The following is a 21,894-nucleotide window of genomic DNA, read 5'->3' as shown; positions in this document are numbered from 1 at the left end:
GAATGCTCGGCCCTCTGGTCGATGGTATCGAAACCCTGTTTTCGGGTCAGTTGCCAGAACGGCTGGGGGTTGCAGTGTCTGGGGGCGGCGATTCTGTCGCGCTTCTTGCGGGTCTGGTCGAGTTCTCCAAGTCCAACGACATCGAACTTCACGTAATCACCGTTGATCATGGCCTGCGCCCGGAAACAAAGCACGAGATTGCGCTGGTAACAGATCTCTGCGCGCGGTGGGAACTACCGCACCACGTCGAGTTCTGGACCGGTTGGGCGGGAGATGGAAATCTGCAAGCGGCGGCGCGAGAAGCGCGCTATGGGCTGATCGCAGATTGGGCCTATGGCAACCAGATCACCCACGTGGCGCTGGGGCACACCGCTGACGATCAGGCGGAGACCTTTCTGATGCGCCTTGCGCGCGGGGCCGGGGTGGATGGCCTGAGTGCGATGTCCCCGCGCCGCGTCCAACACGGAATTACATGGGTCCGACCCCTTCTGCGCTTCGAACGCTCGGCCCTGCGCACATATTTGCGAGCTGCCCAGATCGACTGGTGTGAAGATCCCAGCAACGAGAACCGTGATTTCGAACGTATCCGGGTACGAGATGCGTTGACGGTTTTGGGTAGCCTCGGGGTGCAGGCCAATACGCTTGCGGATGTTGCTCAGAACATGTCGCGTGCTCGCGAGGCACTGGATTGGCAGACATTTTTGGCAGCGCAGGACGCTGCTTCGCTTTTATTTGGGGCAATCGCCATCGAACGGACCAAGTTTCGGGTGTTGCCCGAAGAAATCGGTCGCCGCCTGATCGTGCACGCCATTACGTGGATTGCGCAAAGCGCTTACCCTCCGCGCCGCGACGCGGTTGCCCGAGTGTTGGAAGCGGTGCGTGCCAGCAGCGGCGCCACCCTTGAGGGGTGTCAGGTGCTGGTAGAGCGCGACGTCATCTGGGTTTTTCGCGAACTGAACGCCTTGAAGGACGTTAGTTCGGAGGTGGGGGACATGTGGGATGACCGCTGGCTGGTCACCGGGCCAGAGGATGATCCGGATATCGAGGTTCGCGCGCTCGGAACCGCGCCGCTTTCTGATATTCCAAACTGGCGCGAATTGGGCATTCCCCGCGCAGCCCTCGCCGTGACGCCGTCGGTGTGGTATGAGGGTCGCATGATCGCCGCGCCGGTTGTGCAACACGATCCAGAGTGGGTCGCGGAGCTTGACGGAGGGCAGGATGCCTTTTTTGCCGCACTATTATCGCATTGAACCTCGCGATATCCTATCTATCTTAAGACCAGCGCTGTAGGGAACGCCCGTACAGCAAGATGTATCAGGAGATTTTCCTTGGGAAACGCACGTAACATCGCCTTTTGGGTGGTTTTGTTTTTGCTGATCTTGGCACTGTTCAACCTGTTTGGCGGGTCGGGCAACACGCTTCAAAGCCGAGAAGTCAGCTATTCCGAGTTTGTAAGTGCGGTTGAGGACGGCTCAGTCAGCAACGTCACACTGGATGGCGAACAGGTACGGTTCCGTCGTGGTGCCGAAGATTTCGTCACGATCAAGCCTGAAGATGCAGCCGTTACCGACCTGTTGATCGAAAACAGCATCCCGGTACGAGCAGAACAGCAACAACAGTCTGGCTTTCAGACATTCCTTGTTTCGCTGTTGCCGTTCCTGCTGCTGATCGGTGTCTGGGTTTATTTCATGAACCGGATGCAGGGTGGCGGCAAAGGTGGCGCCATGGGGTTTGGAAAATCCAAGGCAAAGATGCTGACGGAAAAGCATGGACGTGTCACGTTCGACGACGTGGCCGGCATCGACGAGGCCAAGGAAGAGCTTGAGGAAATTGTTGAGTTCCTACGCAACCCGCAGAAATTTTCACGCCTTGGCGGCAAGATCCCCAAAGGTGCTTTGCTTGTCGGCCCTCCAGGTACTGGTAAGACACTGCTTGCTCGTGCGATTGCGGGTGAGGCGGGCGTGCCTTTCTTCACCATCTCTGGTTCTGACTTTGTTGAGATGTTCGTTGGTGTGGGCGCGTCCCGCGTGCGCGACATGTTCGAACAGGCCAAGAAAAACGCGCCCTGTATCGTGTTCATCGATGAAATTGACGCTGTTGGTCGCCATCGTGGCGCGGGCTATGGCGGTGGCAATGACGAGCGTGAACAAACGCTCAACCAGTTGCTGGTCGAAATGGACGGATTTGAAGCCAATGAGGGCGTGATCATCATTGCGGCCACCAACCGTAAGGACGTTCTGGACCCCGCGCTTCTGCGCCCCGGTCGTTTCGACCGTCAGGTCACGGTAGGCAACCCAGACATCAAGGGACGCGAAAAGATCTTGGCCGTGCATGCACGCAAGACTCCGCTAGGCCCTGACGTTGATCTGCGTATCATTGCGCGCGGTACGCCAGGGTTTTCCGGTGCGGATTTGGCCAACCTGGTAAACGAGGCGGCACTGATGGCAGCCCGCGTGGGCCGGCGTTTTGTGACGATGATCGATTTTGAGAGCGCCAAGGATAAGGTTATGATGGGCCCCGAACGGCGTTCCATGGTCATGACCGCTGCACAAAAGGAAATGACAGCCTACCACGAGGCTGGTCACGCGCTGGTCGGTATGAAGTTGCCTAAGTGTGATCCGGTCTACAAAGCCACGATTATTCCGCGCGGTGGCGCCTTGGGTATGGTGATGAGCCTGCCCGAAATTGATCGGCTGAACATGTTCAAGGATGAATGCCACCAGCGCTTGGCCATGACTATGGCGGGCAAGGCAGCCGAGATCCACAAGTATGGACCCGACTCTGTTTCTAACGGCCCTGCGGGTGACATCATGCAGGCCAGTGGACTGGCCCGTGCAATGGTGCTGCAATGGGGTATGTCGGACAAGGTTGGCAATATCGACTATTCGGAAGCCGCCCAAGGCTATCAGGGAAACACGGCTGGCTTCTCGGTTTCGGCCAACACCAAGGAAACGGTCGAACAGGAAGTTCAGAAGTTCATTCAAGACGGCTATGACTGGGCGTTGAAGATCATCACCGAGAACGAGGAAGAATTTGAGCGTCTGGCCCAAGGCCTGCTTGAGTACGAAACCCTCACAGGTGAAGAGATTGAGCGTGTGATGCGCGGCGAACCACCCCATAGCCCGGACGATGAAGATGGTGGATCAAAAGTCGAAGAGGAAAAACCCAGCCTGACTGCGATCCCCAAGGCTAAAAAGAAATCTGGCCCGTCTGGTGATGGTGGGATGGAGCCTGAGCCAAGCACCTGAACCGTCTGACCAAGACTTAAGAAAAGCCCGCCAGTTTCGGCGGGCTTTTTTCTTGGGCAGTCGTTTAGGGCAAGGCGCTGAAACGGCGCGTAGTTCCATCACGGGCTTTGAAGTACTGCTCACAATTTGTCATTGGTGTCTGGCGTACTGATCGACATAGAAATGCGCTCAACATGAAGGAGAGCCAGAATGCCTGCCCTCAAACCGACGTCCTTTTCAGCGCGGATTACGTGGCTTGGCCGCGTCACAGGCCAAGGGGACACGTTGCGCGCAACGCCGTTCGAGACTGTCGAGGCTACGCTAGACGGCTTTCCCGGCGAAACGCATGGCGGACCCACGCGTCCGGCCTGTACTCGGGTCAAAACGCAGTACGCACGGGGCACGGAAATTCGTAATGTCCGCCAACTCACCATCCTGAGCGCTGAGGAAATGGCAGAAATCGCCGGCAAGATGGAAATGGACGCAATTGACCCGGCGTGGTTGGGTGCCTCGATGATCATTGAAGGCATCCCTGATTTTTCCCATGTCCCGCCGTCTTCGCGGCTGATGGCGCCATCGGGTGCCGGAATCACCATTGATATGGAAAACCGCCCGTGCATCTACCCCGGCCGCGAGATCGAAAAAGAGGCCGAGGGGTTTGGCAAACGGTTCAAACCTGCCGCTACAGGGCTGCGCGGTGTAACGGCTTGGATGGAGTATGGGGGCCGCCTGTCGGTCGGGGATACCTTGGTGCTGCATGTCCCGGATCAACCCCTTTGGGCCCGTCAGGCGGACATTCAGGCAGGGTAGAGCAGGGACGCATTAAGTGTGTTCCTTCGTTTTGGACGAACCGTGCACATGATCAAGCATGAGGCGGGGGCGCCGTGCACTAGAACTCCTCGAATGAGAACGCTTGCATTTGCGCGCAGACCTCTGGCAGGTTCTGCGCTATTGAATGTATCTTGGGATTTCGCGGCGTGCTCGATTATTACCAAATCGCGGGATATGGCGGTGTCGCTTTTTATTTGGGTTCCTACGGGCTGCTGCAATTGGGCTTGCTCAAGGGCTCCAGTTATACCTACGCAGGTCTAAACCTGATGGCGGCCGCGCTTGTGCTCGTCTCGCTGTTCCGCGACTGGAACATGTTTTCGGCTATCGTCCAGATCAGTTGGATTACGCTGTCCATTGCGGGTATCGCGCGCGTCTGGTTCCTCACGAATATGCTGCGCTTCAACGCTGAAGAACAAAAGCTCCTAACCAACCACTTTCCGACACTGCGTCCCATCGAAGCAAAAAACTGTTGGACACGGGCTCTTGGCAGGACGGAGAAATTGGCGATCTGTTGACCCAGCAAGGTATGCCGGTCGATGCACTCACCTATCTGGCAAGTGGCGGAGTGGACGTGGATGTGGGTGGTCAAATCATCGCTCAGGTGGGACCCGGACAGTTCATCGGCGAAATGGCCTGCATGACCAGCGGACCTGCGAGCGCGTCTGTCCGGCTCAATCAACCCACCCGTTACTTCAGTGCTTCGTCCGATGCATTGCGCCGTCTGGTCAAGCGTAACCCGGACATCTCGCCCCACCTCGATCTGGCTTTTTCGGGCAATATTCGCAGCAAACTGGTTGCGACAAATTCAGTTCTTGAAAAGACGATGAAGGCGCGCGAGTCGGTTCCAGCAGCGGACTGATCGTTTCCGAAACGAAACGATGATGCGCATGCTGGCCGCTCTGTCGCGCTGAAATGTCGGAATCGCACGCATCAGGTATGGGCATGCGCTTGTATGCAGTTCACGACAGACCTGCTCATTTGACTTACCGAGGATCATCATGGCCTACAAATCCGACATCGAAATTGCGCGCGAAGCGCAAAAGAAACCGATCCAGGAGATCGGGGCCAAGATTGGCATCGAAAGCGCCGACCTGCTGCCCTACGGCCACGACAAGGCCAAAGTCAGCCAGTCCTTCATTAATTCTGTGCAAGACCGCGCTGACGGCAAGCTGATCCTCGTAACAGCGATCAACCCGACCCCTGCAGGCGAGGGCAAGACCACGACAACGGTGGGTCTGGGTGACGGCCTGAACCGCATCGGCAAAAAGGCGATGGTGTGTATCCGCGAAGCCTCGCTGGGTCCAAACTTTGGGATGAAAGGCGGCGCCGCCGGTGGTGGTTACGCTCAGATCGTGCCGATGGAAGAAATGAACCTGCATTTCACAGGCGACTTTCATGCGATCACTTCGGCGCACTCCCTGCTGAGCGCGATGATCGACAACCACATCTATTGGGGCAACGAGCTTGAGATCGATGTGCGCCGCGTCGTGTGGCGTCGCGTTGTGGACATGAACGACCGCGCGCTGCGTCAGATCACTGCGTCTCTCGGCGGCGTGGCAAACGGCTTCCCACGTGAAGCTGGATTCGACATAACGGTGGCGTCCGAAGTCATGGCAATCCTGTGTCTGGCCAAGGACCTCTCGGATCTGCAAAAACGTCTGGGCGACATGATTGTTGCTTATCGCCGCGACCGCAGCCCGGTGTTCTGCCGCGACATTAAGGCGGACGGCGCGATGACCGTCCTGCTAAAGGACGCGATGCAGCCAAATATCGTGCAAACGCTGGAGAATAACCCCGCCTTTGTCCACGGCGGCCCGTTCGCCAACATCGCGCACGGCTGTAACTCTGTGATTGCCACAAGCACGGCGCTGAAGCTTACAGACTACGTGGTAACTGAAGCAGGCTTTGGCGCGGACCTTGGCGCTGAAAAGTTCATGAACATCAAATGCCGTAAGGCTGGGCTGTCCCCTTCCGTCGTCGTCTGTGTCGCCACAGTACGTGCAATGAAGATGAATGGCGGCGTGGCCAAGGCGGACCTCGGGGTCGAAAACGTCGACGCGGTGAAGGCAGGTTGTCCGAACCTTGGACGTCACATCGAAAACCTCAAGTCCTTCGGCGTGCCGGTCGTTGTCGCCATCAACCACTTCGTCACAGACACAGACGCCGAAGTGCAGGCGGTCAAAGATTTTGTGGCTGAACAGGGGGCCGAAGCCATCCTGTCGCGCCATTGGGAATTGGGTTCCGAAGGGTCCGCAGATCTGGCGACCAAAGTGGCCGAACTCGCCGATGCGGGCACAGCCAACTTCGCACCGATATACCCTGATGAGATGTCGCTGGCTGACAAAATCCAAACCATTGCAAAGCGGATTTACCGCGCAGACGAAGCCCTCATGGATCAAAAGATCCGCGATCAGCTGAAGCTGTGGGAACAGCAGGGCTATGGAAACCTGCCCGTCTGCATGGCGAAAACGCAGTACTCGTTCTCGACTGACCCAACCTTGCGCGGTGCGCCAACAGGGTTCTCGGTTCCGGTGCGTGAAGTGCGTTTGTCCGCAGGGGCCGGATTTATCGTTGCCGTGTGTGGAGAGATCATGACAATGCCGGGCCTGCCACGTGTGCCGTCCGCCGAAAGTATCCACCTCAACGACGCAGGCCAGATAGAAGGTTTGTTCTAAACTAGGTCGGGCGCAACAACTGCCTCACGGCCCTGTCACGATTTGGGGACAGGGCACCAAGTGAATTGACCCGGTGTCTCGCTCGCTTCAGCCTGAGCGGGACCTAACCGGAGGAAAGACAGATGATGATCCGCACCCTTGCTGCCATGGCACTGGCACTGGCCGCCACGATGGCAGCGGCCAACGAACGCTACGAGGGCTATTACTACCCTGAGATTTCGTCGTCCGAAGTGTTCACACGTGTCATTCGTGAGGGCCCACCATCCAGCAAAGATGTGCGCGTCGGCTTTATCACCAATCTGACGGCATCGCAGTTGGCGGCACCCGAAAGCCCCCGATTTGTGTTCTTTGCCAAGGGTTCGGATTCCAAACATCTCAACGTGGTCGCTCTGGACGATGATGTGTTTTCGACCATCTACCGGGCGCGCGCAGTGTTGGCGCAAATGACCTCCAACATGCGCAACAACGAATTTTTCCGCCAACAGGATCTTGAGACTGTGGCGACCTTTTATGACCTTTTGCAAATCATGGAATTCGAAACGCTGGTCATCAGCGATGGCGAAACATGGGCGCATCTGGTCACCTTTGAACGAAACTAGAAAGGGATGCAGATGGACGCGACGATCATTGACGGAAAGGCCTTTGCCGCGACGGTGCGCGGAAAAGTGGCAGAACATGTCACTGCATTAAAAAGTGCACATGGGATCACACCTGGCCTCGCCGTTGTGCTGGTGGGCGAGGACCCAGCCAGCCAAGTCTATGTTCGCTCAAAAGGCAAGATGACCGTCGAAGTCGGCATGAACAGCATCGAACACAAGCTGGATGTAGACACGTCAGAGGCCGATTTGCTGTCTCTGATTGCCGATCTGAATGCTGATCCGTCCATTCACGGTATTCTGGTGCAACTACCTTTGCCCAAGCACCTGAACGAGGACCTTGTCATCAACTCCATCGACCCTGCCAAGGATGTGGATGGGTTCCATATCTCGAATGTGGGGCTGCTAGGGACGGGCCAAAAGTCGATGGTACCCTGTACGCCTTTGGGCTGTTTGATGATGCTGCGCGACCATCATGGCAGCCTGTCCGGGCTGAACGCAGTCGTCGTTGGCCGTTCCAACATCGTTGGCAAGCCTATGGCACAGCTTTTGCTGGGCGACAGCTGTACTGTCACCATTGCCCATTCGCGGACCAAGGACATTCAAGAGGTGACGCGCCGCGCAGATATTGTGGTAGCTGCCGTTGGCCGACCTGAAATGGTCACCGGGGAATGGATTAAACCGGGCGCGACAGTCATCGACGTCGGCATCAACCGGATCGATGCACCTGAAAAGGGTGAGGGCAAGACCCGTTTGGTCGGCGATTGCCACTTTGAAAGCTGCTCTGCTGTGGCCGGTGCGATCACCCCCGTGCCGGGTGGCGTCGGCCCGATGACCATCGCCTGCCTGTTGGCCAACACAGTGACGGCGTGCTGTCGCGCCAATGGCTTGCCCGAGCCCGAAGGGCTGGCGGCCTAGGCAAGTTATCAGGCGCGTACAGGTACCATGGTGCCCTGCAAAACGGCGACTAGGATTTCGACGCCATCGGTGACGGCGAACACCTCTGAACTGACGACAATCAGACGGCGGCCGGGTTTGATGACCCGGCCTTTTGCGATCAGGCGATCTCCGGTTGCCGGGGCGGTCAGGTTGATCTTGATTTCGGCCGTGACCACCTCTTGATCCTCGGGGATGGTGGTGAGGGCCGCATAACCTGCCGCACTGTCTCCAAGGCCAAAGGTCAGGGCCGCATGGGCAAACCCCTGCTGTTGGCGACTGCCGGGCAGGATCGGCGCGGAGAGGGTTGCATGGCCCTGCGTGATGGCATCCAGAGTCGCTCCAAAGGTTTGCATCATGGATTGGCGGGCAAAGCTGGCGGCAATCCGGTCTTTCATATCGCACCTCTAGGCATTGGAATCTGCACGGGGCGTGGCCCGGTTAGGATGGCCGTTGCATCACAGCGCATCAAGTTGGTTAAAGCATTGTCATTACTGCGCAAACCACCAGTGTAGGTGCCATAGGCGGGCATGACGATGCGGTCTGCGTCGATCAGAAAAGCGGGCCTTGTGATGGCCCGTCCACGGGTGGGCAGAGTTGCCTTGGGATGGTAATGGCCCGAGATTTCGCCGCGCACGCCTGCTTGAGCGATATGGCGAAATACGAGAGGCCCTTCGGTCAGTTCGCCCAAATGGGTGCCGCCAAATTCGATGGGTCCGGGATCGTGGTTGCCTTCGATCCAGACCCAATGCCTGCCTGCCTGAAGGCGGGTGATCCACAGTCTGTCCTCCTCGGACAGGGCGCGGGCTGCGCTCAGATCATCAAAGCTGTCGCCAAGGCAGATGACAGTGCGTGCCTGTGTGTGGTCAAGGTCGGCGGCCAGCCGGGTCAGCGTATTGCGTGTCTCGTAAGGTGGCAGTTGCGCACCGCCACGACGCGCGATGCGCTCAGATTTTCCGAAGTGCAGATCAGAAACGCAAAGCAAGGATTGCGCTGGCCAGAACAGCGCGCCCGACCCCAAGGCTTTGAGCTCGGTTCCCGCAAAGGTGAGATCATGCATGTTCATACTTTGTTCATAAACATGCGGCAGTGGCGCATCAAGATGTGCCTTACGACTTGGAGCATTCCGGACAAGGGTTTGTGTCTCAGGCCAATCAGAAGGGAGCGCGCCACGCCCGTTTGGGTGGATCGGGTACAAGGCCTGCGGTGTTCATCAGGCGGTCCGCTTCTTCAGCCAGCAGTTTTTCCTCGGCCAGCCCCTTGATGGGCACTCTGCCAACCTCGAGGAACAGGGGCGCGGCCAGCGGTGTGACGCGGTCGTGCTCGATCAAATCAATTCGATCCCCGATACGGGTACACATTTCCTCGATCCGGCCAAAATCTACGAGACCCCGCAACGCTTCTTGTCGCGTGATGTCCAGCATCAGGTGGTCGGGATCGTACTTTGCCAATGTATCGTAAAGAATGTCTGAACTGAACGTTGCCTGCCGTCCGGTCTTGCGCGCAGACGGAAGGTTACGCTCGATCAATCCGGCGATGGTCGCCGAAGCGCGAAAAGTGCGTTTCATGACCGCGTTGCCCGCCAGCCACCGTTCCAGCCCGTCGCGCAGGCCTTCGATTTCGAAAAGCGGCGCAGGGTCTGTGATCGGATCAAGCCCCCAAATCAACGTCGCGTAATCCGTGGCCAGAAAGCCGAGCGGATTGAGGTCTGTTTCCTCCATCCGTTTGGTGAGTAAAAGCCCGAGCGTTTGCATGGCGTTGCGCCCAGCAAAGCCGTAGACGGCCGTATGCGCGCGCCCGTCATGAGGAAAACTCTCGATCAAAAGGCGGCCCGGTTCGGGCAGGCGGGAAACTTTGCGCTGAAGCGCGAGCCATTCGGATGTGTGCGGGGGCAGGTCCGGCCATGCATCGCGTTGAAACATCTCGATGATGCGGTGGCTCAGTTGGGTGGAGGTCGCAAACTTCGTTCCCATAAAGGTCGCGATCTTGGGTTTTTTGGCGGCATCTCGGGTCACTTGCACCGTCATTTCGCGCAGTGAGTCATAGCGCACAATCTGACCGCCAATCAGGAAGGTGTCGCCGGGTGTGAGGGTGGCGGCAAATCCTTCCTCGATCTCGCCCAAGGGCTTGCCGCCCCGTCCTTTGAACCGGACTTTGAGCGTGTCGGTGTCCTGAATGGTACCGATGTTCATACGAATCCGTTGGGCGGCGCGCGGGTCGCGCAGTTGCCACAGACCATCGGCACGCTGTTGCAGTCGCTTCCACTGATCGTAGGCGCGCAGTGCATAGCCTCCCGTGGCGCAGAAATCGAGGCAAGCGTCAAATTCTTCTTTGGTCAGAGTGCTATAGGCGCCGGTTGTCGCCACTTCACCATAAAGAGCGTCGGCGTCAAAGGGGCCTGCCGCTGCAACAATCAGGATGTGCTGGCAGAGCACGTCACGTGGGCCGGGGCCGCGAGGGTCGCCGTCAAGTGCGCCTTCCTTGACCGCTTCGAGGGCGGCGACGCATTCGACCACCTCGAACCGGTTTGCAGGGACCAGCAGCGCCTTGGAGGGGGCATTGTAGCGGTGATTGGCGCGCCCGATCCGCTGCACCAGCCGTTTGACGTTTTTGGGGGCGCCGATCTGGATGATCAGATCCACGCCGCCCCAGTCAATGCCCAAATCAAGCGTGCCGGTGCACACAATGGCCTTGAGGTCGCCCGCGACCATCGCCTGTTCGACTTTTTCGCGCTGCTGGCGATCAAGGCTGCCGTGGTGGATGCCGATGGGCAGTCCTTCGTCATTGGCGAGCCAGATGTTGTGAAAGTAAAGTTCGGCCTGTGCTCGTGTGTTGTGAAAAATTAGCGTGGTTTTATGAGCCTTTACCTGCTGCAACACAGCAGGAATGGCATATTTTGCGCCTCCACCGGCCCAAGGGGGGGCGTCCTCAGTCACAAGCATCTGGATGTCCGGAGCCGGGCCGGGGTCAGCATTGATGATCTGGCAAGGATCCGGGTGGCGCGCCAGCAAGTGGGCGATGGCGTTAGGGTTTTCTACTGTGGCCGACAGCCCTACACGGCGCAGGTCGGGACAAATCGCTTGCAGGCGCGACAGGGCGAGGAACATCTGGTCACCCCGTTTGCTTTCTGCGAGGGCGTGGATTTCGTCGACGATCACCCGTTTGAGGCCTGCGAACATGCGCGGCGCGTCCTCGTAACTGGTTAAAAGTGAGAGGCTTTCTGGAGTTGTCAGAAGGATGTGGGGTGGGTCGGCGCGCTGGCGTTTTTTTTGGGTTTGGCTGGTATCGCCGGTACGGTCTGCGATGCGAATGGGCAGGTCCATCTCGGCCACGGGCGTGCGCAGGTTGCGTTTGATGTCTGCGGCCAAGGCCTTAAGCGGCGAGATGTAGAGCGTGTGCAAACCTTCGTGTGCACCATCGCTGAGTTCTGCCAATGTCGGCAGGAAACCGGCGAGTGTTTTGCCCCCGCCTGTCGGGGCGATCAACAGCAAGGCGGGTTCATTGGCGCGGTCCAGCATCTGCTGCTGGTGTGGGTGGATGGACCACCCTTTGGAGGCGAACCAGCTTGAGAAGATGTCGGGCAACGCGGTCATGTAGTGACATCTAGCAGGTGCTGGATTGGGGGCCAGCCCCCGGTCGCCTTACAGCGCCAACCACCGGGGGTTACTCGAAATCGAGAATTTGGATGGGTGTTGGCGGTTTTTCGTTTTTTATTTAGGCTTAGTTCCGAATTTGGCGATGCACGCTCGGTGCACCGATGGTGCACAAATCGCTCTGCTTAATGCTATGAACGTTGCGGCTTTAGTCGCGCGGGGTGAGGTTACGGATCGCGGCCTGAACGATTTTGGGTAGAGTCATGTCCGCGCCATCTGGGGCTGCATCCAACGCGGCGGCGACGTCCTTTACCAGAACGCCGATGGAATTGTCGGCCGCGTGCCCATCCTTGGCAAACTCGATCGTCTCAAATCCGGAGGCCAGCCAATTTTGCCCCGAGGACGTTTTGATCAGCGCCAGAAGTTTGTCTGTGTCGAGCCCGGCCGCATCCGCCCAATCCAAAACCAGTCGTGTCATCGCCGTGTGCGAGGCGGCCAACAGGTTGTTGAGCACTTTGGCCTGCATGCCGGACCCGAAGGGACCCATATGGTGAAAGTGCCGACCCATCAGCGACAGCAGCGGGATGGCGTCGTCGATATCGCTTTGTGCACCGCCCAGCATGAAGCTGAGGCTACGGTCTTCAGCGCCTGCTTGTGCCCCCGACATGGGGGCATCAATCAGGGTGATGTGGTCAGACACGCGAGCGCGCAATGCGTGTACATAGCGCGGCGACAGCGTGGAGCAGATAAAGATGCGGCGCAAAACCGGGGCCGCTGCGATCAGGTTTTGTGTATCAAAGAGGAGTGCGTCGGTTTCGTCGGCATCTCGCACCACGGTGAATACGGTCTCTAGCTGTGGAACGAATGCATCAAAATCACTCGTGATGTAGTCTGGATCCTTGGCCACCACGTCAAAGCCCATTGCATGAGCCGTGCCATCGCGCAGCGCGTCGAGCATGGGCGCACCCATGCGCCCACAGCCCGCAACCCCGATCATTTGACGATGTGCTCGTCCTTGACGAACATGTTGGCCCACGCCCGGTCGATGAGTTCGGGCGTCATCTGTCGGTCGATCCCCTCGAAATTGCAGGTCGCCACCATCTGGTCGACGAGGAAGTTCGGTTGATAGTTGGCGTAGATGTTCTGGATCGTCGGGTACTTAACCTTCAGCAGGTAGACCAATGCTTCTTCATTCAGGGCCATCCCTTTTTTCTTGGCGACCATGGCAAAGATTTTCAGGAAGTTCGCCTGGCTCGGGCCGTCGATTTTGATCTTGAAGAAGATCCGGCGCAGGGCGGCTTGGTCGAAGATTTCGTTGGGGTGGAAGTTGGTGGAGAAGACCACCAGCGTGTCGAACGGCACCTCGAATTTCTCACCCGATTGTAGGGCGAGGATGTCTTTGCTTTCTTCCAGGGGAACGATCCAGCGGTTGACCAGCGCCTGCGGACTTTCAGCCTGACGACCAAGGTCGTCCACGATGAAGATGCCGCCGGTCGATTTCAGCTGCAGCGGAGCCTGATAGGTTTTGGCTGTCGGGTTATAGACGAGGTCCAGCATCGACAGATTCAATTCACCGCCTGTGACCACCGTGGGGCGTTCGCATTTGACGTAACGCATGTCATGGGGCGTGCGGCGGCGCAGAGCCGTGCCTGAGTCGCCCTGATCCTTGGACAGAACGTGTACGATCGGGTCATAGACCGTGATCACCTGACCCGCATATTCAATTGCCCGCGGCACATAAACCTGATCACCAAGCGCGTCGCGAATACCGTTTGAGATCGAGGACTTACCGTTACCGGGAGGGCCATACATCAGGATTGAGCGCCCGGCGCTGACGGCAGGCCCAAGCTGGTCCAGAAGGTCTGGTGGCAAGACCAAATGGCCCATGGCCCCGGTCAGTTGCGTGCGGGTGACCATGATGTTGCGGATCGACTGGCGTTGAACCTGCTCGCGGTACACATCAAGCGGCACGGGCATCGCTCCGAAATATTCGGATTGTGCCAGCGCATCTAGTGCGCGCGCCTTGCCCGCATCCGTCAGCTGATAGCCCATTTCGTTGCCGTTGTTGGCGTTAAGTGTCCCGGTCGCCTCCATAAGGCGTTGATCGCGGCACATGTCGATGATCTCTTGGACAACCGGGATGGGCAGGCACAGTGCCGGCGACAGGTCTGACACCATATCGAGGTTTTTGCGGAACATCGTTTTCAGCAGGATATCCCGCATCAGCACGATGGGCAGTTTCATCTCTTCCAGCCGTTTGGGGGCCGGAGGGGCGATCACGTCTGCGACTTGCATATTCATCGGGCGGGCCTGTGGTCTGATTGTTTCGCGAGAGATTAGCCCGCGTTTCAGACCAAATTGTGGCGATATACCGTCAAGACCCGTGCACCGCAGCAAGACACAGGTAAAGCGCAAGGGTGGGGCCAAGGGCAAAACCCATGGGAAACTTACGCCCTGTTGTGTTCCAACTGTCCCATGTGGGGGCCATTTTGTGCAATGGTGTGGCCTTGGCAATCCGGTGAACGGCATAGGCGGCCAGCAAAACAGCAGCAAATAGCGCCATCAACAGGCGGAGGTCGGGCGGTGCGATATAGGGTGCGGCGGCGGCCAGGAACTTGGCGTCCCCGGCGCCCATGACGCCAGCAGCGTTCAGCACGATGCCGACCACCAGAACGATTGTGAGCTGAGCGAGTTGCCACAGGTACGTGTCAAAGGGGTAAAGGAAAGGGCCCAGCACCACAAAGACCGCCGCAATGGCAATCACCGTGGGGTTGGTGATCTTCATCCGCGAAAGGTCAGTGTAGGCCACGTAGATGCACAGTGGCAGCACGAAGGGCAGGACCCACCACGCCACCAGCGCAGGCAGTGACATCAGATCAACCGTTGTTTTCGAGCGCGCTCAGGGATCTGACGGCGGCTTCGAAGTGTTGGGGATGCGTTTCGATGGCGTCACGCAGCAGCGACTTGCCGGTCTGCACGTCACCTTGTTTCACAGCCGTCAAGCCCATGGTGTGGAGCAATTGCGCACGTTCTTTCTGGTCCATCGGGATAACAGGCAGAGCATAGTTACGCTGCGCGCCACGCGCGAGGACGAGGTTGTTCTTGGCCGTAAACAGCTTGGGGTCCTGGCGCACCGCATCGGTGAACAGACGTTCTGCATCCGCATAGTCGCCGCGCGTCAGTTTGGAATAGCCCCAGTTGTTCAAAACGCCTGAGGGCCGTGTGGTGAGGCCCGCAGCGATTTCGTAGAAGCTGTCAGCTTTTTTCCATTCTTCATTGCTATCGGCAATCAGTGCCTCAAGGCGGTAACGCTTGAAGGTCTCGAACGTGGGGGGCACCTTGTCGAGTTCCTGTTCCGCCCGCGCCCAGTCGCCTGCGCGCAAGAGCGTGTCCGCGTAGTCGACGCGGTCGTCATTGGTTGCACCTTCCAGCTCGACCACACGTGCATAAGCTGGCGCCGCTTCGTTGTAGCGTTTGGCGCGCACGAGACTGGAGGCCAGGCCGCGTTGGACCTCGATCCGGTCAGGGTTTTGCGAGGCCGTACGCTGGAAGTAGGTCACCGCCTCATTCGGGTCAGCGACGGTCAGCATCACGTCACTCAGACCATGTTCGTCGATGACATTTACGTCCTGAAAGGCGCGTTCAACGGTCTCGTCAGCGGATTTCTGTTCACACGCGGACAGGGCCAAAGCCCCTGCCAGAGAGACAGCCAAAAATACGGGGTGGCGCATGTTTGCGTCCTTTTTCCTGCTCGTTCACGCCGTGCTTTTTTGCCCGGTCGCATCCCACGCGCCTTAGTGGCGCACCTCAAACTCAATCGGCAGATTGTATTAGAAAGTCACTTCTGCCTCGTCGGACCAGATTATACCGGTTCTCTTTGGCTTCTAGACTATCAGGATTTTCTGCTTTTGCGAGTGCTGTGCGTAAATTATCCCTGATGAGTGTGCTTTCTCCGTCATCCAATGCAAATGCCTTTTTCAAAACCAGCACGGCTTCGGCGTTTTCGCCCTGTTCCATCAGCACAACGCCAAGGTTGTTGAGGTCCTCGGGGAAGGGATCGAATTCAGTTGTGGCGCGCCGAAGCAGGGTCTCGGCCTGTCCCAATCGCCCCAGCCCAAGGTTGGCAGTGCCCAGTCCGGACAGGATTTCGCCGTCAAACCCTCCCCGATCCAGTGCCGCCCGGTTGAAGGCTTTGATGGCCAGTTCGAACTCTCCTGCGGCGATCAGGCGGTGGCCGACCTCGACCCCACTGACGGCTTCGGCCTTGAGATCAACGCCCGGAGCAAAGGGACCTGTTTGAGACACGTCGATGCTTGCCGGCGCACAGGCGGCAAGAATAAGAGCGATCAAGAGGGCGGGCAGAGCCCGGATGCCTGACATTATACGGCCTTTTCGACCTTTTTATACGACTGCACCGCGCGAGGTGTTCCCGCACGGTGCTTGTCTTTTAACATGAAAATGCGCTGTGGCTAGTTCCCCATGTTGCCCAACTGCGTAATGCCGTGCACGGAGGGGCCCACAAGAATGATCAGCAGCGGCGGAACCGTCAGCATCATAGTCGCTAGCGTCATCTTAGTCGGCAGCTTGTTTGCCGCTTCTTCGGCCCGCATCACACGCTTGTCGCGCATTTCCGAAGCAAAGACGCGCAAGGCATCCGCGATTGACGTACCAAAGCTCGCCGATTGAACCAGAACGGTCACGAAGGAGGCGACGTCCTGCACGCCGCAGCGTTCGCCCATGTCGTTAAGAACGGTGACTTTGTCCTTACCGGCTTTCATTTCGTAGCTCACAACTTGGAATTCGTCCGCAAGTGCGGGGAAGGAGGCGCGCAATTCTCCGGCGATCCGCGTGATAGCCTGATCGAGAGACTGACCGGCCTCAACACAGACCAACATCATGTCGAGCGCGTCTGGGAAACCCTGAGTGATCTGTTCCTTGCGGGCCTCGACCCGGCGGGTGATCCAGTATTGTGGCAGGTAGTATCCGACGCCGCCGGGGCCGACCGTCCACATGATGATCTTTTGGGTGGTCATATTGTCAGTGCCGACCACGAAGTTCGTGTAAATCACGCCAGCAACCAGACCCAGCACACCCAGAATGAATTGCGCAGCGTGGAACATGCGAACCGAGTCACGAGACTGGTACCCCGCCTGACGCAGCATTAACTGGCGCTTGGAAAGTTCTGCCACGTCCTCGGGTTCGAGAAATTTGGAGAAGCGTTCAAGCTGTTCGTTGCGTGCACCCTGGCGCAGGCGTTCCTTTTGGTTGCCAGTTTTCTTGGCATGAGTGTTTTTCTTGAGTTTGGCCAGCGGGTCTTCGGGTTGGCGCATCATCATAACGATGACGATGGCTATCATCATCACACCAAGCACACCGACGATGATGATTGGCCCGAGGGGCCCGAGAATGTCGTTAATGGGTTGCAGCACTGCGTCCATGATACGGGTTCCTCAAACTTTGATGTTGGTCAGGACGCGCATCACCACAAGGTTGACGCACAAGAAGATGCCGACGACGAAACAGGCTGGGATGAACCACGGGTGGTCGCGGACTTCGTCATAGTAATGCGGGTCGCCGATGTTGATCACGACGAGGGCGACAAGTGGGAAGGCGGACAGGAACTTGCCGGACCATTTGGCCTCGGCCGTGATAGCCTTCACCCGGCGGAACAGGCGGAAGCGTGCACGGATCACCTTGGCCAGACCCATCAGGATCTCGGCGAGGTTACCACCGGATTGCTGCTGGATTGTCACGGCCACGGCGAGGAAGCGCAAATCCTGCATGTCGAGCCGTTCGGCCATGGCCTTGAGCGCTTCGCCCACGTCGCGGCCAAAAGCGCTTTCGTCTGCGATGACGCCGAATTCGGAGGCCAGCGGGTCCTGCACCTCTTTGGCGACGATCTGGATTGCGGACGTGAAGGGGTGCCCGACGCGCAAGGAGCGCACCATAAGTTCCACAGCGTCTGGCAGTTGTTCTTCGATCATCGCCATCCGCTTGTTCGCCTTGGAGGACACCCAGAAGAACACCGCCCCGATGCCGATGCCAACCGACAGCAGAATGCGCACGGGAGGTTCTGTTTCCGTGCCGACTGAGAGCCCAACAAAGGCCACAGCACTCAGCCCGCCCATTATCATGATCAGTTGTTTCGGGGTAAAAGCGATGGCGGCCTTTTGCGCCTTGTCGGCCAGCAGAGAATAAAGCGGGATAGAGCGTGCGCCCATGTGCTGCTGCATTTCCTTGCGCAGCTGATCCAGCACTTCTTCGCGCCGCCCGCCTGCTTTGTTCAGCATCTCGAGGCGGCGGTTGACCCGGTTGTTCAGGCTGATGGATTTGCCAAAGGCAACCAGATAGATCCCTTCGACGAGCACCAGCACGCCGATAAAGATTAACCCGTAGATAATTGGTTCTGCACTCATTTTGCTCGGGCCTCTTATTCTGCAGCGATGGGTTCGTAGATGCTGGCGGGCAGGTCATATCCCCACATACGGAAGCGTTCGGAGAAGTGTGAACGCACGCCGGTGGCAGTGAAGTGACCGATGATCTTGTTTTCAGGTGTGAGGCCGACGCGCTGGAAACGGAACACTTCCTGCATGGAAATCACATCCCCTTCCATCCCGGTAATCTCGGTGATTGAGGTCATGCGGCGTGAGCCGTCTTGCAAGCGCGAGGCCTGTACGATCAGGTTCACAGCCGAAGAAATCTGTGAGCGCACAGCCTTGAGCGGCATTTCGATACCCGCCATCGCGATCATGTTTTCGAGACGGGACACACCGTCGCGCGCCGAGTTGGCGTGGATCGTGGTCATTGATCCATCGTGGCCGGTGTTCATGGCCTGGAGCATGTCGATGACTTCCTCGCCACGTGTCTCACCCACAATGATGCGGTCAGGACGCATCCGCAGGGCGTTTTTCAGACAGTCGCGTGGGGAAACTTCGCCTTTGCCCTCGACGTTGGGTGGGCGGCTTTCCATCCGGCCAACATGTGTCTGTTGCAGCTGGAGTTCGGCCGTATCCTCGATTGTCAGGATACGTTCGTTGTTGTCGATGAATGAAGACAAGGCGTTGAGCGTCGTTGTTTTACCTGAACCGGTACCACCCGAGACGATGACGTTCAGACGTGTGGCCACAGCCGCCTGAAGGTAGGCTGCCATTTCTTCGGTAAAGGCGCCAAAGTTGACCAGATCGTCGATCCCCAACTTGTCCTTTTTAAACTTACGAATGGAGACGAGCGAGCCGTCCACTGCGATGGGCGGCACCATAGCGTTGAAACGCGAACCGTCTTGCAAGCGGGCGTCAACATAAGGGTTGGATTCATCAACACGGCGACCCACGGCGGACACGATCTTGTCGATGATGCGCAGCAAGTGGCGTTCGTCCTTGAACGTAATGTCGGTCAGTTCCAGCTTGCCTGACCGTTCCACAAAGATCTGCTGTGGGCCGTTGACCAGAATATCGTTGACTGTCTCATCCTGGAGAAGGGTTTCGAGGGGGCCAAGGCCCATCACCTCGTCAAACAGTTCCTGGTTGAGGATCTGACGGTCTTCACGATTCAGGATGATGTTCTTTTCCTGCAGGAATTCACCCGCAATGGCCTGAATTTCCTGGCGCAGGTCATTCTCGGTCGCTGACTCGAGCGCCGAGAGGTTGAGGTTGTCGAGCAAGGCGCGGTGCAGTTCGAGTTTAATCTCGCCCATCCGCTCCTTTTTCTTGCGCTCTTTGTCCATGGGGACAACGGCGGCAACGCTTGCATTGGCTTTGCGCGCAATCCTTTTGGGTGCGTCGGCTTTTGGCGCCTCTTCCACTTTTGGGGCGGGTGCAGCGGCCTTGGCTGGTGCTTCTTTTTTGTATTTCGAAAACATCGAGTAACCCCCGGGTTGTCAGATCACGCCGCTTGGCTTTGATCTTCGCTCAATTCATGGATGGACGCGGCCAGCTTGGCGATCTCGCGGCGCAGCGGATTTTTTGCGGCCGAAGACGCCAAAGGCAGGCCGTGATCCGCGCTTTGCGTGATTGGCTTGCCGCCTTCCGGCAGTTGCACTTCAATAGCGATGTCGAGGCTTTCGGACAGCCGCTTGACCCGTGCCTTGCCACCCAAATCAGTGAACTTTGGCGCGCGGTTGAGCACATAGCGCAGCTTTTCGATCGGCAGTTCTTCGGACTGAAGCGCGCGTTTGAAGCGCAGCGTATTCTGGGCTGAGCGCAGATCAAGTTCCAGTGTGATGAAATAGAGGTGCGCTGAGGACAGAACTGTTTCGGTCCATTGTACGAGGGTCGATGGCATGTCGATCACGACATAATCGAAATGCGCACGTGCCATGTCGATGACGCGGCTGATGTCTTCAGGTGTGATCAGATCCAGTGGAATCATGTCCGCGGGCGCTGTAAGCACCTGCAGCTTTTCCTCAAAGGTCAGCAGAGACTGGCCAAAGATCTCGTCGTCCATGGCTTCGGTGTCCGAGAGCATTTCGAACACGGCCTCGCGGCGGGGCAGGTCCAGAAACGTCGATGCCGAACCGAACTGGAGATCAAAGTCCAACAAACACACATTCGGTGACTCACTGGGATTGAGCAAGGCCAGTTCCCAGGCAAGGTTCACCGCAAGCGTTGTTGATCCTGTACCTCCGGCGACGCCGTGGGCGACAAACACCGCTCCTTCTTTGTTTGCGCCAGTCTTGAGTTGAGCCGTCCGCTCAGTGTCGGCGGGAAGCTGTGCGGCAGGTGCGCGCAAACGTTCGATGGCCAGATGCAACTCACCCTCGGGCAGGGGGTAGGGGACAAATTCGTCTGCGCCGTTGCGCAACAGCTGGTGCAGGGATGCGGGTGTGACATCCTCGGCAATCAGGATGACTTTTATATCGCGGGCTTTGGCATGGCTAATGATCTCGCCCATGAGGACAAGGTTGTCTTCATCCGCATCATCAAGGGCCAGCGCGACGAACTCCATCGCTTCTGCTTCGGGTTGGTTGAAAAAGGCCAGTGCCTCGGCAAATCCCAGATCGCCCCACGCTTCGCCCAGAGCTTGTTCCATATCTTCGATCAGCAGATCGAAGTTTTGTACATCTCGGCTGATGGTACAGGCCACAATTGGCGCTGTCTCTGGTTGCGGCATTACACTGCTCATTGCCCACGTGTCCTTCAATTACGGAACAAAAGTCTGGGTCAAAGCGGTGTTGCGCCCGGCTGACTGATGCCCCTGAGCCCAATTTTCATTGGACATAGGTGTTCTTAGAAGGCTGTTGTCGCAGTCAATTCAGGCGAGATTTGGGCTAAAAAACTCCAATTGTTTGGTATCTTGGAACGATAAGGCGCACAGACAAGGATTGTCTGCGCGCCTAAGTTGAATGCGGAAGGGTAGGGGGATTACTGTTCGGTGCGCAAATCGGCTCCGGTGATACCGCTCAGCTGGCTCGGTGCCTGTGCAGATTGGATGTAATCGCGATAGATGATCTGAGCGTACTTGCCGTCCAATACAGCCGGGTTTGTTTTCACGAAACCTGACACTTCGGTCACTGTGCGCCGATTGCGACGTTCGCGCCCTTGCGACACGATCAGAGGCTGTGTTTCGCCAAAGGAGGCGACGGCCTCGAGGCGCGATCGATCAATGCCTTGAGTGGAAAGGAAACGGACAACCGCATTAGCCCGCGCAAGACCTAACCGTTTGTTATATCCCGAAGAACCAACCGCGTCGGTATGTCCAAAGACCTTGAAGCGAACTTCCGGGAACTGACGGATCCAGTTGGCTTGTTGCCGCAGAGCGTCTTGGGCACCGCCGTCCAGTTGAGACGAGTTGAACGAGAAGTTCACTGTTGTGATCACTTCGGAGGCGAAACGGTTGGCCAGATCGAAAGTATAGCCTTCTTCGCCGGTCATGATCAGCGTGTTGCTGGCAGTGGCGTTCCCGAATTGGCCTGTATCGACCAATGATCCGGCTTCACGATAGAACTGTGTGTAGACCGGGTCTTGAGATGCGCCACATGCCGATAGCGCCAGACTGCTTGTCAATGCGACGGTGATGATCGGTTTCATAGCAACCTGTC

Annotated in this window: 21 protein-coding genes; 8 read left to right on the top strand and 13 right to left on the bottom strand. The window is 57.7% G+C overall.

The window, feature by feature from the left end; genetic code table 11:
- Positions 1–2 precede the first annotated feature (2 nt).
- From tilS to folD, 8 genes are all read left to right on the top strand, one after another.
- Entirely contained in the window at positions 3–1,250 is a 1,248-nt protein-coding gene (tilS, locus tag ABJD00_RS05000) for a tRNA lysidine(34) synthetase TilS (protein WP_413829998.1), read from the top strand.
- Positions 1,251–1,328: 78 nt separating this feature from the next.
- The gene (gene ftsH, locus ABJD00_RS04995) at positions 1,329–3,248 is read left to right on the top strand and encodes an ATP-dependent zinc metalloprotease FtsH (protein ID WP_413829996.1); all 1,920 of its coding nucleotides are present in this window, start codon (positions 1,329–1,331) and stop codon (positions 3,246–3,248) included.
- Positions 3,249–3,437: 189 nt separating this feature from the next.
- Positions 3,438–4,037, top strand: a complete 600-nt coding sequence (locus tag ABJD00_RS04990) for an MOSC domain-containing protein (RefSeq protein WP_413829994.1) — start codon at positions 3,438–3,440, stop codon at positions 4,035–4,037.
- A 167-nt stretch (positions 4,038–4,204) separates the two neighbouring features.
- Positions 4,205–4,573: a CBU_0592 family membrane protein gene (locus tag ABJD00_RS04985; protein ID WP_413829992.1), complete on the top strand. Its 369-nt coding sequence runs from the start codon at positions 4,205–4,207 to the stop codon at positions 4,571–4,573.
- Positions 4,528–4,917, top strand: coding sequence for a cyclic nucleotide-binding domain-containing protein (locus ABJD00_RS04980; RefSeq protein ID WP_413829990.1), 390 nt, complete (start codon positions 4,528–4,530; stop codon positions 4,915–4,917). The genes ABJD00_RS04985 and ABJD00_RS04980 overlap by 46 nt, the downstream gene beginning before the upstream one ends.
- A 139-nt stretch (positions 4,918–5,056) precedes the next feature.
- Entirely contained in the window at positions 5,057–6,733 is a 1,677-nt protein-coding gene (locus ABJD00_RS04975) for a formate--tetrahydrofolate ligase (RefSeq protein WP_413829988.1), read from the top strand.
- A 122-nt stretch (positions 6,734–6,855) separates the two neighbouring features.
- Positions 6,856–7,332, top strand: a complete 477-nt coding sequence (locus ABJD00_RS04970) for a hypothetical protein (protein WP_413829986.1) — start codon at positions 6,856–6,858, stop codon at positions 7,330–7,332.
- Between the two features lie 12 nt (positions 7,333–7,344).
- On the top strand, positions 7,345–8,247 hold the full coding sequence (folD, locus tag ABJD00_RS04965; protein ID WP_413829984.1) for a bifunctional methylenetetrahydrofolate dehydrogenase/methenyltetrahydrofolate cyclohydrolase FolD: 903 nt from the start codon (positions 7,345–7,347) through the stop codon (positions 8,245–8,247).
- Positions 8,248–8,255: 8 nt separating this feature from the next.
- Here the strand turns inward: folD and ABJD00_RS04960 are convergent, their stop codons facing one another.
- The 13 genes from ABJD00_RS04960 to ABJD00_RS04900 all read right to left on the bottom strand — a co-directional run bounded on the left by ABJD00_RS04960 (position 8,256) and on the right by ABJD00_RS04900 (position 21,883).
- On the bottom strand, positions 8,256–8,663 hold the full coding sequence (locus tag ABJD00_RS04960) for a PaaI family thioesterase (protein WP_413829982.1): 408 nt from the start codon (positions 8,661–8,663) through the stop codon (positions 8,256–8,258).
- Positions 8,660–9,331: a ligase-associated DNA damage response endonuclease PdeM gene (pdeM, locus tag ABJD00_RS04955; protein ID WP_413829980.1), complete on the bottom strand. Its 672-nt coding sequence runs from the start codon at positions 9,329–9,331 to the stop codon at positions 8,660–8,662. The genes ABJD00_RS04960 and pdeM overlap by 4 nt, the downstream gene beginning before the upstream one ends.
- Before the next feature lie 88 nt (positions 9,332–9,419).
- Entirely contained in the window at positions 9,420–11,858 is a 2,439-nt protein-coding gene (locus ABJD00_RS04950) for a ligase-associated DNA damage response DEXH box helicase (RefSeq protein ID WP_413829978.1), read from the bottom strand.
- Between the two features lie 208 nt (positions 11,859–12,066).
- Positions 12,067–12,855, bottom strand: a complete 789-nt coding sequence (locus ABJD00_RS04945; protein WP_413829976.1) for an NAD(P)-dependent oxidoreductase — start codon at positions 12,853–12,855, stop codon at positions 12,067–12,069.
- On the bottom strand, positions 12,852–14,159 hold the full coding sequence (locus tag ABJD00_RS04940) for an ATPase (protein WP_413829974.1): 1,308 nt from the start codon (positions 14,157–14,159) through the stop codon (positions 12,852–12,854). The genes ABJD00_RS04945 and ABJD00_RS04940 overlap by 4 nt, the downstream gene beginning before the upstream one ends.
- A gap of 73 nt (positions 14,160–14,232) precedes the next feature.
- Positions 14,233–14,730, bottom strand: a complete 498-nt coding sequence (locus tag ABJD00_RS04935; protein ID WP_413829972.1) for a prepilin peptidase — start codon at positions 14,728–14,730, stop codon at positions 14,233–14,235.
- A 4-nt stretch (positions 14,731–14,734) separates the two neighbouring features.
- The gene (locus ABJD00_RS04930) at positions 14,735–15,589 is read right to left on the bottom strand and encodes a tetratricopeptide repeat protein (protein ID WP_413829970.1); all 855 of its coding nucleotides are present in this window, start codon (positions 15,587–15,589) and stop codon (positions 14,735–14,737) included.
- An 82-nt stretch (positions 15,590–15,671) separates the two neighbouring features.
- Entirely contained in the window at positions 15,672–16,238 is a 567-nt protein-coding gene (locus ABJD00_RS04925) for a tetratricopeptide repeat protein (RefSeq protein ID WP_413829968.1), read from the bottom strand.
- Positions 16,239–16,327: 89 nt separating this feature from the next.
- On the bottom strand, positions 16,328–17,296 hold the full coding sequence (locus ABJD00_RS04920) for a type II secretion system F family protein (protein WP_413829966.1): 969 nt from the start codon (positions 17,294–17,296) through the stop codon (positions 16,328–16,330).
- A gap of 12 nt (positions 17,297–17,308) precedes the next feature.
- Positions 17,309–18,274: a type II secretion system F family protein gene (locus tag ABJD00_RS04915; RefSeq protein ID WP_413829964.1), complete on the bottom strand. Its 966-nt coding sequence runs from the start codon at positions 18,272–18,274 to the stop codon at positions 17,309–17,311.
- 14 nt (positions 18,275–18,288) lie between these two features.
- Positions 18,289–19,716: a CpaF family protein gene (locus ABJD00_RS04910; protein WP_413829962.1), complete on the bottom strand. Its 1,428-nt coding sequence runs from the start codon at positions 19,714–19,716 to the stop codon at positions 18,289–18,291.
- A 23-nt stretch (positions 19,717–19,739) separates the two neighbouring features.
- Positions 19,740–20,978 carry an AAA family ATPase gene (locus tag ABJD00_RS04905; RefSeq protein ID WP_413829960.1) on the bottom strand — a complete coding sequence of 413 codons (1,239 nt, stop codon included), beginning with the start codon at positions 20,976–20,978 and terminating at the stop codon, positions 19,740–19,742.
- A 239-nt stretch (positions 20,979–21,217) separates the two neighbouring features.
- On the bottom strand, positions 21,218–21,883 hold the full coding sequence (locus tag ABJD00_RS04900; RefSeq protein WP_413829958.1) for an OmpA family protein: 666 nt from the start codon (positions 21,881–21,883) through the stop codon (positions 21,218–21,220).
- Between the last annotated feature and the right edge of the window lie 11 nt (positions 21,884–21,894).

Source organism: Tateyamaria sp. (assembly GCF_039945315.1).
Classification (GTDB): domain Bacteria; phylum Pseudomonadota; class Alphaproteobacteria; order Rhodobacterales; family Rhodobacteraceae; genus Tateyamaria.
The sequence above is the reverse complement of the archived record's forward strand: the minus strand, read 5'-3'. Positions and strand labels throughout refer to the sequence as shown.

What these genes read in the sequence shown, in the direction of transcription:
- tilS (WP_413829998.1), top strand. Translation starts at nt 3, where the DNA reads ATGCTCGGCCCTCTGGTCGATGGTATCGAAACCCTGTTTTCGGGTCAG.
- ABJD00_RS04990 (WP_413829994.1), top strand. Translation starts at nt 3,438, where the DNA reads ATGCCTGCCCTCAAACCGACGTCCTTTTCAGCGCGGATTACGTGGCTT.
- ABJD00_RS04975 (WP_413829988.1), top strand. Translation starts at nt 5,057, where the DNA reads ATGGCCTACAAATCCGACATCGAAATTGCGCGCGAAGCGCAAAAGAAA.
- ABJD00_RS04970 (WP_413829986.1), top strand. Translation starts at nt 6,856, where the DNA reads ATGATGATCCGCACCCTTGCTGCCATGGCACTGGCACTGGCCGCCACG.
- folD (WP_413829984.1), top strand. Translation starts at nt 7,345, where the DNA reads ATGGACGCGACGATCATTGACGGAAAGGCCTTTGCCGCGACGGTGCGC.
- ABJD00_RS04960 (WP_413829982.1), bottom strand. Translation starts at nt 8,663, where the DNA reads ATGAAAGACCGGATTGCCGCCAGCTTTGCCCGCCAATCCATGATGCAA.
- pdeM (WP_413829980.1), bottom strand. Translation starts at nt 9,331, where the DNA reads ATGAACATGCATGATCTCACCTTTGCGGGAACCGAGCTCAAAGCCTTG.
- ABJD00_RS04950 (WP_413829978.1), bottom strand. Translation starts at nt 11,858, where the DNA reads ATGACCGCGTTGCCCGACATCTTCTCAAGCTGGTTCGCCTCCAAAGGG.
- ABJD00_RS04945 (WP_413829976.1), bottom strand. Translation starts at nt 12,855, where the DNA reads ATGATCGGGGTTGCGGGCTGTGGGCGCATGGGTGCGCCCATGCTCGAC.
- ABJD00_RS04940 (WP_413829974.1), bottom strand. Translation starts at nt 14,159, where the DNA reads ATGAATATGCAAGTCGCAGACGTGATCGCCCCTCCGGCCCCCAAACGG.
- ABJD00_RS04935 (WP_413829972.1), bottom strand. Translation starts at nt 14,730, where the DNA reads ATGTCACTGCCTGCGCTGGTGGCGTGGTGGGTCCTGCCCTTCGTGCTG.
- ABJD00_RS04930 (WP_413829970.1), bottom strand. Translation starts at nt 15,589, where the DNA reads ATGCGCCACCCCGTATTTTTGGCTGTCTCTCTGGCAGGGGCTTTGGCC.
- ABJD00_RS04925 (WP_413829968.1), bottom strand. Translation starts at nt 16,238, where the DNA reads ATGTCAGGCATCCGGGCTCTGCCCGCCCTCTTGATCGCTCTTATTCTT.
- ABJD00_RS04920 (WP_413829966.1), bottom strand. Translation starts at nt 17,296, where the DNA reads ATGGACGCAGTGCTGCAACCCATTAACGACATTCTCGGGCCCCTCGGG.
- ABJD00_RS04915 (WP_413829964.1), bottom strand. Translation starts at nt 18,274, where the DNA reads ATGAGTGCAGAACCAATTATCTACGGGTTAATCTTTATCGGCGTGCTG.
- ABJD00_RS04910 (WP_413829962.1), bottom strand. Translation starts at nt 19,716, where the DNA reads ATGTTTTCGAAATACAAAAAAGAAGCACCAGCCAAGGCCGCTGCACCC.
- ABJD00_RS04905 (WP_413829960.1), bottom strand. Translation starts at nt 20,978, where the DNA reads ATGAGCAGTGTAATGCCGCAACCAGAGACAGCGCCAATTGTGGCCTGT.
- ABJD00_RS04900 (WP_413829958.1), bottom strand. Translation starts at nt 21,883, where the DNA reads ATGAAACCGATCATCACCGTCGCATTGACAAGCAGTCTGGCGCTATCG.